This is a genomic window from Komagataeibacter medellinensis NBRC 3288, from assembly GCF_000182745.2.
Taxonomy (GTDB): Bacteria; Pseudomonadota; Alphaproteobacteria; order Acetobacterales; family Acetobacteraceae; genus Komagataeibacter; species Komagataeibacter medellinensis.
The window spans coordinates 1,688,265-1,702,560 of record NC_016027.1 but is presented as its reverse complement, the minus strand read 5'-3'; the positions used below and the strand labels follow the sequence as shown (position 1 = coordinate 1,702,560).

At 59.5% G+C, this 14,296-nt stretch carries 15 protein-coding genes, 1 tRNA gene and 1 pseudogene; 7 read left to right on the top strand and 10 right to left on the bottom strand.

All coding sequences use genetic code 11. The annotated features are described in order from the left end of the window. The first annotated feature begins 40 nt into the window (after positions 1 to 40). Positions 41 to 271 carry a hypothetical protein gene (locus tag GLX_RS07770; protein ID WP_014105433.1) on the top strand — a complete coding sequence of 77 codons (231 nt, stop codon included), beginning with the start codon at positions 41 to 43 and terminating at the stop codon, positions 269 to 271. A gap of 156 nt (positions 272 to 427) precedes the next feature. Here GLX_RS07770 and GLX_RS07765 read toward each other — a convergent pair whose 3' ends face one another. The 5 genes from GLX_RS07765 to GLX_RS18585 all read right to left on the bottom strand — a co-directional run bounded on the left by GLX_RS07765 (position 428) and on the right by GLX_RS18585 (position 5,426). Next, entirely contained in the window at positions 428 to 1,378 is a 951-nt protein-coding gene (locus GLX_RS07765) for an efflux RND transporter periplasmic adaptor subunit (protein WP_014105432.1), read from the bottom strand. 12 nt (positions 1,379 to 1,390) lie between these two features. Next, positions 1,391 to 1,585 (bottom strand): DUF1656 domain-containing protein, encoded by a 195-nt coding sequence (locus GLX_RS07760; protein ID WP_014105431.1) that lies wholly within the window; start codon positions 1,583 to 1,585, stop codon positions 1,391 to 1,393. Further along, positions 1,585 to 3,648, bottom strand: a complete 2,064-nt coding sequence (locus tag GLX_RS07755) for an FUSC family protein (RefSeq protein ID WP_014105430.1) — start codon at positions 3,646 to 3,648, stop codon at positions 1,585 to 1,587. Before GLX_RS07755 ends, GLX_RS07760 begins: the two co-directional genes overlap by 1 nt. Before the next feature lie 137 nt (positions 3,649 to 3,785). Further along, positions 3,786 to 5,183: a siroheme synthase CysG gene (gene cysG, locus GLX_RS07750; protein ID WP_014105429.1), complete on the bottom strand. Its 1,398-nt coding sequence runs from the start codon at positions 5,181 to 5,183 to the stop codon at positions 3,786 to 3,788. A gap of 93 nt (positions 5,184 to 5,276) precedes the next feature. After that, the gene (locus GLX_RS18585) at positions 5,277 to 5,426 is read right to left on the bottom strand and encodes a hypothetical protein (RefSeq protein WP_167537195.1); all 150 of its coding nucleotides are present in this window, start codon (positions 5,424 to 5,426) and stop codon (positions 5,277 to 5,279) included. 171 nt (positions 5,427 to 5,597) lie between these two features. Between GLX_RS18585 and panC the strand changes: the two genes are divergently transcribed. Then, positions 5,598 to 6,494: a pantoate--beta-alanine ligase gene (gene panC / locus GLX_RS07740; protein WP_050856160.1), complete on the top strand. Its 897-nt coding sequence runs from the start codon at positions 5,598 to 5,600 to the stop codon at positions 6,492 to 6,494. A 101-nt stretch (positions 6,495 to 6,595) separates the two neighbouring features. Here the strand turns inward: panC and GLX_RS07735 are convergent, their stop codons facing one another. Genes GLX_RS07735 through GLX_RS07725 form a run of 3 tightly spaced genes read right to left on the bottom strand, consistent with a single transcriptional unit; the run spans position 6,596 to position 8,578 of the window. Further along, positions 6,596 to 6,790 (bottom strand): Trm112 family protein, encoded by a 195-nt coding sequence (locus tag GLX_RS07735; RefSeq protein WP_034931738.1) that lies wholly within the window; start codon positions 6,788 to 6,790, stop codon positions 6,596 to 6,598. A 46-nt stretch (positions 6,791 to 6,836) separates the two neighbouring features. Further along, positions 6,837 to 7,604: an LON peptidase substrate-binding domain-containing protein gene (locus GLX_RS07730; RefSeq protein WP_014105426.1), complete on the bottom strand. Its 768-nt coding sequence runs from the start codon at positions 7,602 to 7,604 to the stop codon at positions 6,837 to 6,839. Further along, on the bottom strand, positions 7,601 to 8,578 hold the full coding sequence (locus tag GLX_RS07725; protein ID WP_041247268.1) for a tetratricopeptide repeat protein: 978 nt from the start codon (positions 8,576 to 8,578) through the stop codon (positions 7,601 to 7,603). Before GLX_RS07725 ends, GLX_RS07730 begins: the two co-directional genes overlap by 4 nt. Positions 8,579 to 8,804: 226 nt before the next feature. Here GLX_RS07725 and GLX_RS07720 point away from each other — a divergent pair. The 4 genes and pseudogenes from GLX_RS07720 (at position 8,805) to GLX_RS07705 (ending at position 11,441) form a co-directional block, all read left to right on the top strand. Continuing rightward, positions 8,805 to 8,879: transfer RNA gene (locus GLX_RS07720), tRNA-Gly, on the top strand. Positions 8,880 to 9,031: 152 nt separating this feature from the next. Then, positions 9,032 to 9,514 carry a transposase gene (locus tag GLX_RS18960; RefSeq protein WP_014105424.1) on the top strand — a complete coding sequence of 161 codons (483 nt, stop codon included), beginning with the start codon at positions 9,032 to 9,034 and terminating at the stop codon, positions 9,512 to 9,514. Positions 9,515 to 9,701: 187 nt separating this feature from the next. Continuing rightward, positions 9,702 to 9,905, top strand: a pseudogene (locus GLX_RS18955) (transposase); the annotation flags it as partial. A gap of 246 nt (positions 9,906 to 10,151) precedes the next feature. Further along, positions 10,152 to 11,441, top strand: coding sequence for a carbohydrate porin (locus GLX_RS07705; RefSeq protein WP_041247267.1), 1,290 nt, complete (start codon positions 10,152 to 10,154; stop codon positions 11,439 to 11,441). Between the two features lie 348 nt (positions 11,442 to 11,789). Here GLX_RS07705 and GLX_RS07700 read toward each other — a convergent pair whose 3' ends face one another. Then, positions 11,790 to 12,251, bottom strand: coding sequence for an Lrp/AsnC family transcriptional regulator (locus GLX_RS07700; RefSeq protein ID WP_014105421.1), 462 nt, complete (start codon positions 12,249 to 12,251; stop codon positions 11,790 to 11,792). A gap of 116 nt (positions 12,252 to 12,367) precedes the next feature. Here GLX_RS07700 and GLX_RS07695 point away from each other — a divergent pair, with 116 nt between their 5' ends. Next, positions 12,368 to 13,819 carry an aminotransferase class V-fold PLP-dependent enzyme gene (locus GLX_RS07695; RefSeq protein ID WP_014105420.1) on the top strand — a complete coding sequence of 484 codons (1,452 nt, stop codon included), beginning with the start codon at positions 12,368 to 12,370 and terminating at the stop codon, positions 13,817 to 13,819. Between the two features lie 177 nt (positions 13,820 to 13,996). Here the strand turns inward: GLX_RS07695 and GLX_RS18950 are convergent, their stop codons facing one another. Continuing rightward, positions 13,997 to 14,170 (bottom strand): hypothetical protein, encoded by a 174-nt coding sequence (locus tag GLX_RS18950; protein WP_014105419.1) that lies wholly within the window; start codon positions 14,168 to 14,170, stop codon positions 13,997 to 13,999. Positions 14,171 to 14,296: the final 126 nt, after the last annotated feature.

Genomic DNA, 14,296 nt, shown 5'->3' with positions numbered 1-14,296 from the left:
AACATAATAACTATCTTGGTGGTGAACGGGAGCGCGCGGCATGACGCGGAAGAAACTGGCCCTGCGTGGGTGGATGCAGGTTCTGCGTGGTCAGATCGTGCGTGAGATCGGGTATGCCCTGAGTCATGAGCGGATGCAGCGCCGTGGCATACTGATTGAAAAACTGGGCCATGGCCTGCTTTATCGGGCGCACCGACTGGCCGTACCCAGCACGGTGGGCACGCACCAGCCCGCGCCTGAAGGCACGGTGACGGCCCCTGTCTGGCGATGATGAGTGGGGCACCCCGCTTATCAGAAAAAATTCATACGACTCTTAACGAGTCGGGGAAAACATGCACCTTATCCCCGGTTCCTGCTGTTTCTATCCACAGGGTTGCCCGGACATTCGTCCCCCGAATCTGTGGATAAGGTCAGCGGATGTGCGAGGTTACTGGTGGCCTGCAATATGCTGCAGGTCATCGCCCACATGGTGCAGTGCATCGCGCACGGACATATGGCGGCGGTTGCCTGCTTCGGACACCACGGTCACGGTTGCGGTCATGCCAGCGGCGAGGACCAGGCCCTTCGGCACGTTGTCTATATGCACGCGTACGGGAATGCGCTGCGCCAGCCGTACCCATGTATAGACCGGGTCTACCGCCGGTAGGCCCTGTATGGAGGTTGCGGCGTTGTTGCTGGCAATGCCGCGGGTAATGCTTTCCACATGGCCAAACAGTGGTTCATGGAAACCCATCAGGTCCAGCCGCACGGGTTCGCCCTCGGTAATGGAATGGATCTTCGTTTCCTCGAAATAACCATCCACCCAGTATGAATCCGCATCGATGATCTGGATGTTCACCTGTCCCGCATTGGCGTAATCGCCTGCGCGCATGGTCAGGTTGGTGACATAGCCGTTGATCGAACTGCGTACCTCGGTGCGTTCAAGGTTGATGCGCGCCTGCCTGAGATCGGCCAGTGCCCCGGCATACTGGGCTTCCGCCTGCTGGGCCACGGCCTCAAACTGCTGCTTTTCCTCGCCCGATACCGCAACGCCTGAGATATTCTGCCGCCGTTCGTACTGTGATGTCCTGAACTCCAGGTCCGCGCGGCGTTCGTTGACCGCTGCGGTTGCGATATCCACCTTCACGCGGAAATCGAACGGATCGATTATGTACAGCACATCTCCTTTGTGCACGAACTGGTTGTCGTGCACCCGCACGTCGTTGATCTGACCGGAAATGCGCGGGGCGATATTGGCAACCTGTGCCCGGACCTGCCCGTTACGGGTCCAGGGCGAGGCGGTGTAATAATCCCACAATATAATGGCTACAATGGCGGCAACCAGCAGGATGGTCAGGGTAATGGCCAGACGCACAAGGCGGTTTGCGTATGCGAACACGTCAGGATTCTTTCACAGGAGCAGGGTGTACAGGCCAACAAGGCAGATCAGCAGGCCGAACTGTGCCAGCGGCGGGTTCCACACGAACCGCCACAGGTTGCACCATGACAGCACGGTACGCAGCACGAGCAGCGTACACAGCGCCAGCCCGAGATTCATGACAAAGGCGGAAACCAGTACGCCTTCCACATCCACGACCTGTCGCATCACGTCGCCTTCCGTCTCTGGATGATGCCGTAATGCCGCAGTGGCGCTTCGGCAACCTGCCATGCCCGTAGCACCGCGTTCAGCCCCGCCAGCAGGTTGACCGCCGCGACCTGTGTCTGTGGTGGCAGGTGTGCGGTGGGGGCTGGCACGGCGGCCATTGCCTGCTGTAGTGGCGCGATCACGTCCCATGGCGCGCGCAGCACCAGCGCGCGCTGCGCCCGTTCGGCCGCCGGGCGCAGCAGGGGGCTTTTCTGCGCCTGCCGCGCATACAGGCGTGCACGCGCCAGCGCGCCTTCCAGTTCGGTAAACGTGGCAAAGCTTTCCATCTGCCGGGCATGGCAGGCGGCGGCGGGCAGGCGGTCGGTCCAGAACTGCATCTGGGCCAGTCGATCATAGGCGCGGGTCAGGCGGGTCGGGCCATCGGTCTGGCCGCGTCCAGCCATCTGGCGTTCCAGCGCGCGCACGATGGTGGCCCCCATCCAGAACCGCTGCCTGCGCGCCGAGGGTGGGAACAGCAGCACAAGAGTAATGAAGGCCAGTAGGGCCGCTAGCAGGTAGAAGATGTTACGGTTGAGGAATTCCGTCGGGTTGTAGCTCTGGTGGTTGTCCAGCCCTAGTATGGCGAAGAAAAACACTCCGTAATTGAATCCAATAGCTGCCGTGGACGGGCGCATGAGCAAAAGGCAGGCAATGAAGGTCTGCGGCAGGAGTGTGAGTGCAAGGAAGGGCATGTCCGCGCCATGGAGCAGCACGAAGAAGTTCAGCATCCCCGCCGCCAGCACGCTGCACGGCATGCCGATGACAGCCCCCATGCCAAAACGCGCGGTATCCACATTGGTGGCCGCCAGGGTCAGGGTCAGGGCGGTCTGGGCCAGGGCAACCGTCGCCCCCGGCAGCCCGGTCACCACGCACACACCCGCCGCGAAGGAAAAGCCGATCAGTACCCGCAGCGCGCCAATGAACGCTAGGACGTAATTGGGCTGGATGGCAATGTTGACAGTCGTGCCGTGTTCGGCAGCGCCCGTGCCTTCCGCCAGCATGTCCTGCCCCACGTGCAGTTGCGTGCGCGCGCTGAGCATGCAGGCCGCGCGTTCAATGGCGAAGGCTTCCTCATGGCTGGGTACATGGCCGGACTGGGTGGCGCGGATTGCATCAAGGATATGAAGGGTGAACCCCGCCTGGTCGGTGCGCAGGTCGGTGCGGCGTGCGATGCAGGCAATGGCGTCTGCCACTACGGGGGCAATGCTGTCATGGCTGGTATGGCGGCCCAGACCGTGCGCGCAGTCCAGCACGCTTAGCATGCACGTCATGGCCAGCCGTGCGCCATTGGCCCGCATGCCACCGCGTTCGAGTTCCGTGCGGGCATAGGATAGGCGTGTGGTCAGGGCCAGTACGCGCGCACCCAGCCGGATGTCTGCCTGGGCGCCCCTGTCATACCCATGCTGCAGCGCCGCGCGCGCGGTCTCGCTGATGGGACGGGTCAGCTGTTTCAGTCCGTCCGCCAGGCCCCGCCATGCTTCGGGCGAGCCGGACAGGATATTGATCACGGCTACTGAAAATACCCCCAGCGTGATGGCGGAGGCGCGTGATATGGCAATATTGAAGACGTTCTGGGGTGCGTCGATGCAGTTTACCGCCACCAGTGCCACGGTATAGCCCGACAGCAGGGCGGCGTAGGAGCGGAAGTCACGCTCCAGCGACCCCACGAACGCACAGGCCGCAAGCCACAGCGCCACCCCGCCCAGGAACGGGCCGCGCTGCTGGTTCCATACCGCCACCAGCACGATGGATACGCCCATGCCCACCAGCGTGCCCAGCAGCCGGTAGAACGCTTTGGAAAGCGCCTGCCCACGCAGGGGCTGCGCCAGGATCATGACCGTAACCCCCACCAGCAGCGGGTTGTCGAGTTGCAGCCAGAAGGCAGTGGTTAGTCCGAGCACCAGCGCGCACCAGGTACGCAGGCTGAACCCGACCCATCCCGGTGGCAGCCTGTCCACCCATGGCAGGAGCGCGCGCGCCCTGTCGTGGATGCGCTGCCTGTAACTGGCCTGTATCCCTGCCATGGCCTCCCTGACCGTGTGGTGGGTTTGTGGCGCTCAATACACTGGAAATAGCCGCCTATTCATAACAAATCATGTACGGTCGTTTTTCGCCGTACTACCCTGTGTCCATACTGGTCCGTATTCACGCTGATCTGTGTTCAGGCTGGCGAGATCACGCGGTGGCGCACCACCTCTCCTACAAAGATCAGGGCAGGACTGCCTATGTCTGCCGCACGGGCCTGTGCCGCCAGCGTGCCCAGCGTGCCGGTCACGACACGCTGGTCGGGTCGGGTGCCACGTTCCACAATGGCGGCGGGCCAGTCAGGCGGCAGGCCGTGTTCCATCAGTTGCGCGCACAGGGCGGGCAGGGCGGATACGCCCATGTAGATCACCACCGTCTGGCCCGCGCGCGCCATGCTGTCCCATGGCAGGTGCAGCGTGCCATCGGCGCGGGCATGGCCGGTCACGAATAGGCAGGCCTGTGCACAGTCGCGGTGGGTGAGCGGAATGCCCGCATAGGCAGCACATCCATTGGCCGCAGTAATGCCCGGCACGACCTGGAAGGGAATGGCGGCTTCCAGCAACGCCTCTATCTCCTCTCCGCCCCGCCCGAATACGAACGGGTCGCCACCCTTGAGCCTGAGCACGCGCTGGCCCGCCTGCGCGCGGCGCACCAGTTCGGCATTGATATCTTCCTGCGGCATGGTGTGTTTGTTGCGTCGCTTGCCCACGAACACTAGTTCCGCATCCCGGCGCACCCGGTCCAGCAGACCGGGGGAGAGGAGCTGGTCATACAGCACGCAGTCGGCATTCTGCATCATGTGCAGCGCGCGCAGGGTCAGAAGGTCCGGGTCGCCCGGCCCGGCGCCCACCAGCCAGACCTCGCCACGCGGTGTGGTGCTGGCCAGGATGTCATCAAGTATGGCGCGTGCGCGTGTGGTGTCGCCCGCGCGCGCGGCCTGCGCGCCCGTGCCGTCCAGAAAGGTTTCCCATACCTGCCGCCGCCGCGATATGTCGGGACAGTGGGCACCGACATGCTCGCGCTGCTGCTGCATGAACACGGCCAGCGTGCCGGTGCCTTCGGGTATGGAGCTTTCCACCTGTTCGCGCAGGCGGCGCGCCAGCACGGGAGCCGCCCCCCCGGTCGAGATGGCAATGCGCACCAGACCGCGATGGACCTGTGCCGGTGTGATGAAGGTGGAAGGCTGCGGGTCATCCACCGCGCAGACCGGAATGTTCATTCCGTGCGCCAGTTTCGCCACACTGCGGTTTACCGCACGGTCATCGGTTGCGGCATAGACCAGCCTGCAGCCAGGCAGGGTGGCGCGCAGGGTGGGTTCATCGGCGCTGGTGGCGATGTGGGTGATCGCGCCGTCTTCCTCCCATGCCCGCATTTCCTCGTCCAGCCGTTCCGCAATGATCTCGACCCGCGCGCGGTGGGCCAGCAGCAGGCGTACCTTGTTTGCGGCAATCATGCCCCCCCCCACCACCAGCACCCGGACACCGTCCAGTCGCAGCGCAATGGGAAACCATGCGGGTTCGGAAATATTGGTCATGCACTCAAACAGCCGGGCAGGCCGGCATCCTGTCGTTCAGGGGAAGGCGGGGCGGTCAGCAGGCTCTGCGTAACGATGGGGTGCTGCTGTCAGTCAGTGGGAGGCGACGTTCTTCAGCCCTTCGGCATAGCCCCAGCGTGCCCATGTCGAACGGTCCTTGACCGATCCCGGCGTGTTGGTGGCGCAGGCGGCCAGTGACAGCATGATGGCACAGAGACCAAGGACGGGAAGAAAACGGGCCAAAAAAACCTCCTGCACAACGCAACTGCCCCCATAGCAGAAAAGCCATGCCTTCACCACGCCAATACGTGAACTGCCCGTGTGTGCCACTGCCTTCACACACGAGGGCACGAAGGTGATAAGTCATTCCGGCCCCGTGCCCCGCAGGGGCGAACCGTGGAAGGGATGACGCCGATGGAGACAATCAGCACCGTAGCCGGACTGCGCGCATGCGTGCGGGCATGGAAACGCGACGGGGCCCGGGTGGGCGTGGTGCCGACCATGGGCGCGCTGCATGAGGGGCACCTGTCGCTGGTGCAGGCGGCGCGCGCGCGGATGGACCGTGTCATTGCCACTGTTTTCGTCAATCCCATGCAGTTTGACAACGTCGGTGATCTGGAAACTTATCCCCGCACGCTGGGGCAAGATGCCCGTCTGCTGGCCAGCACTGGGGTGGATGTGCTGTATGCGCCTACGGCTGTCGAAATGTATCCGCCCGGCTTTGCCACACGCATTGCCGTGGCCGGTGCTGCCGCAGGGCTATGTGGCGGGGCGCGACCGGGGCATTTTGATGGCGTGACCACGGTGGTGTGCAAGCTGTTCATGCAGACGCTGGCGGACTGCGCTTTTTTTGGCGAGAAGGATTTCCAGCAGGTGCAGGTCATCCGCCGCATGGTGGCCGACCTTGACCTGCCCATCGAAATCGTGGCCTGTCCCACACGGCGTGAGGCGGACGGGCTGGCCCGGTCCTCGCGCAACCGGCGGCTTACGCCTATGGCCCGGCAGGCTGCTGCCGTGTTGCCCCGCGTGCTGGCGGCCTGTGCGCGTGACATTGCGATGGGGACGGAGGTGGCGGCGGCTTTGGGCAGTGCTGCCGAGCAGTTGGCCGATGCGGGATTTGCGCCGGTTGACTATATCGAACTGCGTGCGGAGGCAGACCTGGCGCCTCTTTCTGCCCTGTTACCCGGCACGCCCACGCGCCTGCTGGTGGCGGCGTGGCTGGGCGATGTGCGGCTGATCGATAACATGCCGGTGCCGCCGCCGGAAGATTACTTTAATAAACAATTGATAAATAATGATAAAAGTTCTTGATTGCCGCCTTTTTTCAAAAAGGCGGCGTTCTTTGAAGCTTTTTGAAAAAAGCTTCACCAAAAACTTCTTTACGTTTCACCTGAAAACCTTGTGGGCAGGCCTTATGCCTCGATATGGCGGGCTTCGTCGGGCAGCATGATGGGAATGCCGTCGCGCACCGGAAAGGCCAGCCCAGCACGCTTGCTGATCAGTTCACCCGCTTCACGGTCATAGACCAGCGGCCCCTTGGTCACGGGGCAGACAAGAATGGACAGCAGCCGGGGGTCGAGTGGGGGAGCGGTCGGCTTTTCGGTCATCGTGGCATATCCCATGCGGAAGTTGCGATTGGAAAGAGGAAAGCGGTCAGAAGGGGGATGCACCCTCACCCGGTCCATGTCCAGTCCCGTCCAGCAGGTTGCGCAGAATCTGCGCGCGCGCGGCGGGGGTAGGCGCCTCCAGCATGAGCTGGCGTGGTGCCGTGCCAAAGGGGCAGATCATGGGCAGGGTGACAAGCAGCGCCGCGTCATCCATCTGGCGCAGGGCATCCCACTGGGTGCTGACCCCCTGTGCTTCGCAGAAATCATGCAGCGCGTTGAGCAGGCCCTCACGGTCGAAGGGAATGTCGTCCTCGCTATCCGTCAGGTCGGACACGAAGGATGACGCATCGATCCGCGCCACCCGGTAGCCCCGGCGCAGTCCCGTCTCGCGCAGCAGGCGGAAACGCGCGATGCCGGTCAGGGTGATGGCGTAGGTGCCATCCTCACGTTCCGTCATGGCGGTAATCCGACCGATACAGCCTATGCCATATAAGGGTGGCGTCGTGCTGTAGCCATCATCCATGCCGGGCTCGTCGGCGTCAGACAGGGTGCTGGTGTCCATTCCTTCCAGCGGGCGGGGCTGGATCATACCGATCAAGCGATTGGTCGCCAGGGCATCCTCCACCAGCGCGATATAGCGCGGCTCGAACACGTTGAGCGGCAGCCGCCCCTGGGGCAGTAGCAGAGCTTCATCAAGCGGGAACAGGCCAAGTTCCGCCGGGAAGTCCGCCAGGGTCATGTCCCCTATTTGCGGAATGTTGCGGGGGATATCATCATGGATGATGACGCTCCCCCTTGCATCATGCTGCGTCACGAAAACAGCAGCGAGGACATGCGTCGCCGGGCGGCAAGGGTATCGGGGTCGGTCTGGCCCCAGGCTTCAAACAGGCGGATCAGCTGCTTGCGGGCGGCGTCATCATTCCACTGTCGGTCCGCCTTCATGATGGTCAGCAGTTCATCGGCTGCTTCCGCCCGCTTGCCAGCCGCATTCAGGGCGGCAGATAGCTCGAAACGGGCGGCATAATCCTTGGGGTTGGCATTGATCCGGGCACGGATCTCTTCCGCTTCCTCCGCCGCCTTGCGACCTTCGCGTTTGAGTTCGAGCGCCGCCCTGGCACCCGTGATCTCGGCATGGCCCGCAATCGCGGCGGGGGCATCATTGAGTGCGGTTTCCGCTCCTTCCTCATCGCCCATCTCGATCAGGGCACGGGCAAGCCCGCCCCATGCGGCAGGGTTTTCGGGCTCGATTTCCAGCACCTGCGAGAACAGGGCGGCAGCGGCCTCGGCATGGCCTTGCGTCATTTCGGCGCGGGCGGCCTCGACCAGGTCGGCGGCGGGCAGCGTGCCGCCGCTTGCGGCTTTCATTACGTTTTCGATAAAGCGGCGGATTTCGCTCTCGGGCTTGGCGCCCTGAAACAGGTCAAGGATCTGCCCCTGCCAGAAGGCGGCTACAAGGGGAACAGACTGCAGCGGCAGGCCGATCTGAGTCAGTTGCTGGGCCAGGGCACGGTTGGCGTCCACATCCACCTTGACCAGCCGCACACGCCCACCTGCCGCCCGCACCACCTTTTCCAGCACCGGGGTAAGCTGCTTGCACGGGTTGCACCATGTGGCCCAAAAATCGACCAGAACCGGCATGTCGCGGCTGGCTTCCACCACATCACGCATGAAGGTGTTCTGCGTGCCATCCATGACCGGGTCCGGCTTGCCGCCCGCCGCTGGAGCCGTAGCAGCATCTGCCGGACGGGAACTGTCATGCCGTGGGGGCTGGCCGATAATGTAGTCCATCTGGTCGTATTCCTGTCGGTCTGGCGGCCTGCAGGGGCATGGGAGCATGTGCCCGCCTTGATGCCCATGACGACCGGTTTGCATTCATTGTGACATACTAGATTGGGATTGTCGGCCATAGCCGCAACCATTTGGTAAGGAGAGGAAAAAAACTTCGAAGAAAATCATTTTTCCCTCTTGCGTGCCCACAGGCTTTGTCGTAAACACCGCTTCACCGACACGGAGCGCGGGCGTAGCTCAGGGGTAGAGCACAACCTTGCCAAGGTTGGGGTCGTGGGTTCGAATCCCATCGCCCGCTCCAGGTTTTCAAAAGAAAACAAGTCGGATACGAAAAAGCCACCGTAAGGTGGCTTTTGTCGTTTCTGGACTGATCAATGCGACAATCCCGGATCCGGGTCTAACTCATGGCACGTCTTGGCAGCCTGTCGGGTTGGGAAGGGCTAAGGTTGTAAGATGAGCAGCTTCATCTCGTTTGACCGGTCTCAGCCATATCTTCTGCCGCCTGATCTGAAGTTGTGGCTTCCGGCTGATGATATGGCGCATTTCATTGTCGCAGCCGTTGAGCGGGTTCCGATGAATGCGTTCTACGTGCCAGTGCGCACGGGAGGCAAGGCGCAGTATCATCCGCGCCTGATGCTGGCCTTCCTGATCTTCATCTATGCGAACAGGACTTTTTCCTCACGCCGGATCGAGCGGGCGACATATCGCGACATCGGGGTGCGCTTCGTGGCGGCGAACCTGCATCCGGATCATGATACGATTGCCACTTTCCGGTGGACGAACCGGGCCGCCATAGAAGCTGCATTTGCGCAGGTCCTGCTTCTGGCGCGCGCGGGACAGGCCCGTTACGCCTGGGTATGGTGTCGACCGACGGCACGACAATCGATGCCGATGCGCCGTCCTGTGTCAGCACCGTGCTGTCGATGGGAAACATGATCGGTCTCCTAAAGACAGTGCGCGCCGATACCGGTTACGCCAGCGGGCAGGCCGTCTGGGACCTGCGAAAAAAGGCATCGATCCGCTGGTTGCCATCGGACAGCCCTGTGCCCGCAGACCTTACGATTTCTGCTTACATCCCGAAGCAAAAGAGCCACGCCGGATAACCAAACTCTGGCGGCTCACCATGAAGGAAAGACTGGAAACCACAGAAGCCGGAGATATTTACCGACTACGCAAACAGACAGTCGAGCCGGTCTTCGGAATTATCAAAAGCATCATGGGCTTCAGAAGATTCAGCCTGCGCGGCCTTGCAGAAGTCACAACTGAAGGCACCCTCTTTGCACGCGCATATAATTGCAAAAGAATGGCGCGGCTTCAGGCTGCATAAACCGGGTTGGCTTCGGGGTTCTAAGCCTAGAAATGCCCAACCCGACAGGCAGATAGAATAAGAAGTGGTTGTATTATTTCTCTTGGCATCATATATATATTGAATTAATAATAATAAATTACTAGTTCATTATGAAAAATGATTTCGTTTTTGATTTACATTGCAAGGATATGTTCCAGTGAAGGGGCATGCATATGGAGACTAAAGCACCTTTGGTTATTATCCTATATAATGACCTTATGGGCCATGGTTCCTGTCTCATATGCCCAGACCGTTCCCGTCAGCGTATTAAGCGCAGGTGTTACCCCGCAACAGAATATTCCCGATCATATCGACCCGCATGCCTATCTTTCCGGGAGTTGGGGCGGATTGCGGGACTGGTTGTTGAAACGGGGAATTGATATCCGCATATCCGATACGAACGAATTATGGTCCGACCCTGTGGGGGGGGCGCAGGCATCAAATAACTATATCGGTTCCACGGCCGTTGAAATGGTGACGGATCTGCACATGTTGACAGGCCTGCCGTTGGGTACATTTGACATTAGCGCCATGGAAATCCGTGGGCGACCATTCAGTAACACGCCCCTGTATGTTTTTAACCAGACCTCGAATATCGAGGCGGATGATAACGGGCGACTGTATGAACTGTGGTACAGCCAGAAATTCTTGGGCGAACGGCTGGCGTTTCGGATTGGCAAGCTGGACCTCGGGCACGATTTCATGGTCAGCAGTGTTGGGCTGAGTTTCCTGAATGCCTCTTTTTCATGGCCCATCATGCCTGATAATGACCTGTATGATCAGGGACCGGTATCACCTGTGACCACGCCAGCGATACGGTTCCGCTATACCCTGTCACCACAATGGAATTTTCTGTTTGCGGCCGCCGACGACAATCCTGTCGGCGCTCCCTTCATCAATGTAAGTGATCCGTGGAACCAGAACTGCGATCCTGCCGGAACACGGTTCAATTTCAATACAGGTGCGCTTTTTTTTGGTGAGGTCCAATACCGTAAGAACATATCGGGAAGAACGGGTACTTACAAATTCGGCGGCTATTTTGATACCGGGCGGTTTCCTGATCAGTCCGATTTCAAAAGAAACCATAAAACCAACTGGGCAGTTTATGGCGTGGCTGATCAGACTCTTCAACATTTCGGAAGGGTGACAGAACTTGACGCTTTTATCCGGGGAAACTGGACAGCGGAGACCGACCGTAACCAGATTGTCTATGCGGTTGATGGAGGTATGGCCCTGAAGGGACCTTTTCGACGTGAAGGTGATATCCTGGGTCTTGGGGCCGGGCTGGGAGCGGCCAGTCCCTATCTGGCCCAGGCAGACCGACGTTCCGGCCAGCCTGCGCAGGGGACCGAGTATCATCTGGAACTGACCTATCAGGTGCAGGTCACGCCATGGTTCATGCTTCAGCCCGATGTTCAGGGTATCGTGTCGCCCAGTGGCGGTGTCCTCGACAGTAGGGGCCAGCGTGTGCATGACGAGGCAATTTTCGGGCTGCATAGCAGCGTGACATTCTGAAGAAATAGGAAATCAGAAGCTTTTTCGTTTTATAATTTTCTTTGAGGACATCAGACTGTAACGCGTGGAACAATCTAGTCGTGTTCCCCAAAACCATCCGGTTCATTGGCCTCAGAAAATGGGCGCATAAAGGTCAAAGGGGATAGCCGTTGGTACCAGGTGGAACTGGGTGATGGTCGTGCCATCATCTGGTTATTCAGGGCATGCAGGCGCTTCGTGGACTATGGATTGCAGAGTGATCAGTCAGAAGCTCGGTGTGGATGCCGGATCTGGTATGGCAGGGATATCTTTCATATGCCGTGGCGCCTGGTGGCATGATATGCAAGCCAGACCTGACATATGCGCCGTTCAGATCGGTAGGTCACGGTTGGCGGCAATGGTTTCCATTGCAATACAGGATGTGACGGTATCCAGATCGACGCGGCTTATGAGCGTGCGATATATCTGGTCGAATGTTTCCATGTCCTGTGTCAGGATTTTCAGCATGTAATCGTAGTCACCCGCAATGCGGTAGAAATCGATTACATTGGGAATGTCATTGACGGCCTTGTGAAATCGCTCCAGCCACTCATGCGAATGGCTGCGCGTACGGATCATGACAAAAACCGTAAGTCCCAGACCTAGCTTGACCGGGTCAAGTCGCAGGGTGTGCTTGCCCGCCAGCCCCGCTGCCCGCAGGGCGTTAAGCCGCCGCCAGCATGCATTTTGTGACAGCCCGACATGGGCGGCCAGTTCGCGCTGCGACAGGCCAGCATCCTTTTGTAGGGTGCGGAGGATGGCACGATCAAAAGCATCAAACTTCTTATCCATAACGGATCATATGACAACATAATCCATGATTCATAGGATAAAATAGGAAAAAATATTGCCTTAAATCCAATTAAACTTTTTCTGTAATGTCTTTTTTTGAGGGATAGGCAACGCAGATGGATGAGACGTTTTTTACGGATTTTGAGGCAGGTCTGCGGATCGGTGGCCGTGACAGCCTCTGTCAGGGACTGATTGGGGAAGGCGCGCCCATTCCTGGCCCATTTGGTGTAAAGCCCCTTGTCTATGCTGATTATGTTGCATCGGGCCGGGCGCTAAAGCAGATTGAGGATTTTGTGCTGGCGCGTGTGCTCCCCTATTATGCCAACTCCCATACCGAAGCTTCTTTCTGCGGCAGTTACATGACCCGCATACGCCAGGCAGCGCGTGCGCATATTGCCCGGCTGTGCGGCGCGGGAGAGGGGTTTTCCACCGTGTTCTGCGGTTCAGGCGCCACAGAGGGGCTTAACCGACTGGTGCATTTGCTGGGGGTACCGGAAGCTGTGGAAGCCAGCAGGCGACCTGTGGTATTTATCGGCCCGTATGAACATCATTCCAACATCCTGCCATGGCGCGAAAGCGGGGCAGAGGTCATTACCATTGGTGAGGCTGCCTGTGGTGGTCCGGACCTGGAGCAACTTGACAGGGCGCTGGCCGAAACCGATCCCGCGCGCCTGCGGATTGGCGCCTTCTCGGCCGCATCCAACGTAACGGGCATTATTACAGATGTGGATGCGGTCACAAAGGTGCTCAAATCCCATGGTGCGCTGGCGGTATGGGATTACGCGGGTGGCGGCCCCTATCTGCCCATCAGCATGCGGGCGGGTACGGTGTATGAGAAGGACGCTGTTGTTATCTCGGCGCATAAATTCGTGGGGGGGCCAGCAGCATCGGGTATCATGATTGTACGCGATGCGGTGGTTGCACGCACGCGACCGGTCCTTACCGGTGGTGGTACGGTACGGTTTGTCTCACCCTGGGGGCATGATTATGCCACCAGCCTTGAAAGCCGGGAAGAAGCGGGCACGCCGAACGTCATTGGCAATATCCGTGCGGCGCTGGCCTTTCTTGTCAAGGATGCGATGGGTGAGCACTGGCTGGATGCGCGCCACCATGCCCTGCGCACCCGTGCGGAGCAGGTCTGGCGGCAGAACCCGCATATCGAAATCGTGGGTAATGCCCGGGCACAGCGCTATTTGCCTATATTTTCTTTCCGCGTGCATACGGACGGGGCCGGCAATATGGTGCACCAGCAACTGTTTACCCGCATGCTATCCGACCTGTATGGAATCCAGGCCCGTGGCGGATGTGCCTGCGCTGGCCCCTATGCCCATAATCTGCTTGCTATCAGCAGGAAGCATTCCGATACCCTGCGTCAGGCTATCCTGAATGGTGATGAAATCAGGAAACCGGGTTGGACGCGCCTGAATTTCTGTGCGTTGATGAGTGATGACAAGGCGGATTTCATTATCCGTTCAGTCGATGAACTGGCCCGGAACCCGACTACGCCGATGCAGGCTTACATGTGTGATACCGCAACCGCCCGGTTTCGGGTTGAACAGCCATCTTAAGTTCAGGATGGATAGCCTTTGGTGGGTATTAAGTAGCCTGATGAAGTATAAATATATTCCTGCGCATGAAAAATTCGACAGAGATTTCAGTAATAATTTCTGGTTTTGAATCATAAAGCGCGAAATATTTAAATACTCATCGGCGCGGTAGCAGGATGAAACCATGTCTGGCTTCGGTCAATCTGGCAACCTCCAGAATGCCCCCAGCGTCCATGCCGCTTCGGCAGGCTTTTCGCCTGTATGAGCGTAATCAGCATAAGCCGGTTCAATGCTCACCTCCGTCGCCGCCTGAATGGCGGCGACGAGGCATTTGTGCTCGGCGCGATCAGTTTCGACTGGCTGGTGTGACATGCGCAGGCCCAGTAGGTGTCCCAGCGATATTCAGATTTGGCCCTGCTTGCGCGTGCATTTATCCTATTTGGCGCGGAGACCGCTTTCCAGCGTCGAGCGTCATGTCCGGCTGTCGAGAAGGGTTGG

Excerpts from the sequence above, each read along its gene's own strand:
- GLX_RS07735 (WP_034931738.1), bottom strand. The coding sequence starts at position 6,790 with ATGACCGAAAAGCCGACCGCTCCCCCACTCGACCCCCGGCTGCTGTCC.
- GLX_RS07725 (WP_041247268.1), bottom strand. The coding sequence starts at position 8,578 with ATGGACTACATTATCGGCCAGCCCCCACGGCATGACAGTTCCCGTCCG.
- GLX_RS07705 (WP_041247267.1), top strand. The coding sequence starts at position 10,152 with ATGGTTCCTGTCTCATATGCCCAGACCGTTCCCGTCAGCGTATTAAGC.
- GLX_RS18950 (WP_014105419.1), bottom strand. The coding sequence starts at position 14,170 with ATGTCACACCAGCCAGTCGAAACTGATCGCGCCGAGCACAAATGCCTC.
- GLX_RS07695 (WP_014105420.1), top strand. The coding sequence starts at position 12,368 with ATGGATGAGACGTTTTTTACGGATTTTGAGGCAGGTCTGCGGATCGGT.
- GLX_RS07770 (WP_014105433.1), top strand. The coding sequence starts at position 41 with ATGACGCGGAAGAAACTGGCCCTGCGTGGGTGGATGCAGGTTCTGCGT.
- GLX_RS07700 (WP_014105421.1), bottom strand. The coding sequence starts at position 12,251 with ATGGATAAGAAGTTTGATGCTTTTGATCGTGCCATCCTCCGCACCCTA.
- GLX_RS07755 (WP_014105430.1), bottom strand. The coding sequence starts at position 3,648 with ATGGCAGGGATACAGGCCAGTTACAGGCAGCGCATCCACGACAGGGCG.
- panC (WP_050856160.1), top strand. The coding sequence starts at position 5,598 with ATGGAGACAATCAGCACCGTAGCCGGACTGCGCGCATGCGTGCGGGCA.
- GLX_RS07760 (WP_014105431.1), bottom strand. The coding sequence starts at position 1,585 with ATGCGACAGGTCGTGGATGTGGAAGGCGTACTGGTTTCCGCCTTTGTC.
- GLX_RS18960 (WP_014105424.1), top strand. The coding sequence starts at position 9,032 with ATGAGCAGCTTCATCTCGTTTGACCGGTCTCAGCCATATCTTCTGCCG.
- cysG (WP_014105429.1), bottom strand. The coding sequence starts at position 5,183 with ATGACCAATATTTCCGAACCCGCATGGTTTCCCATTGCGCTGCGACTG.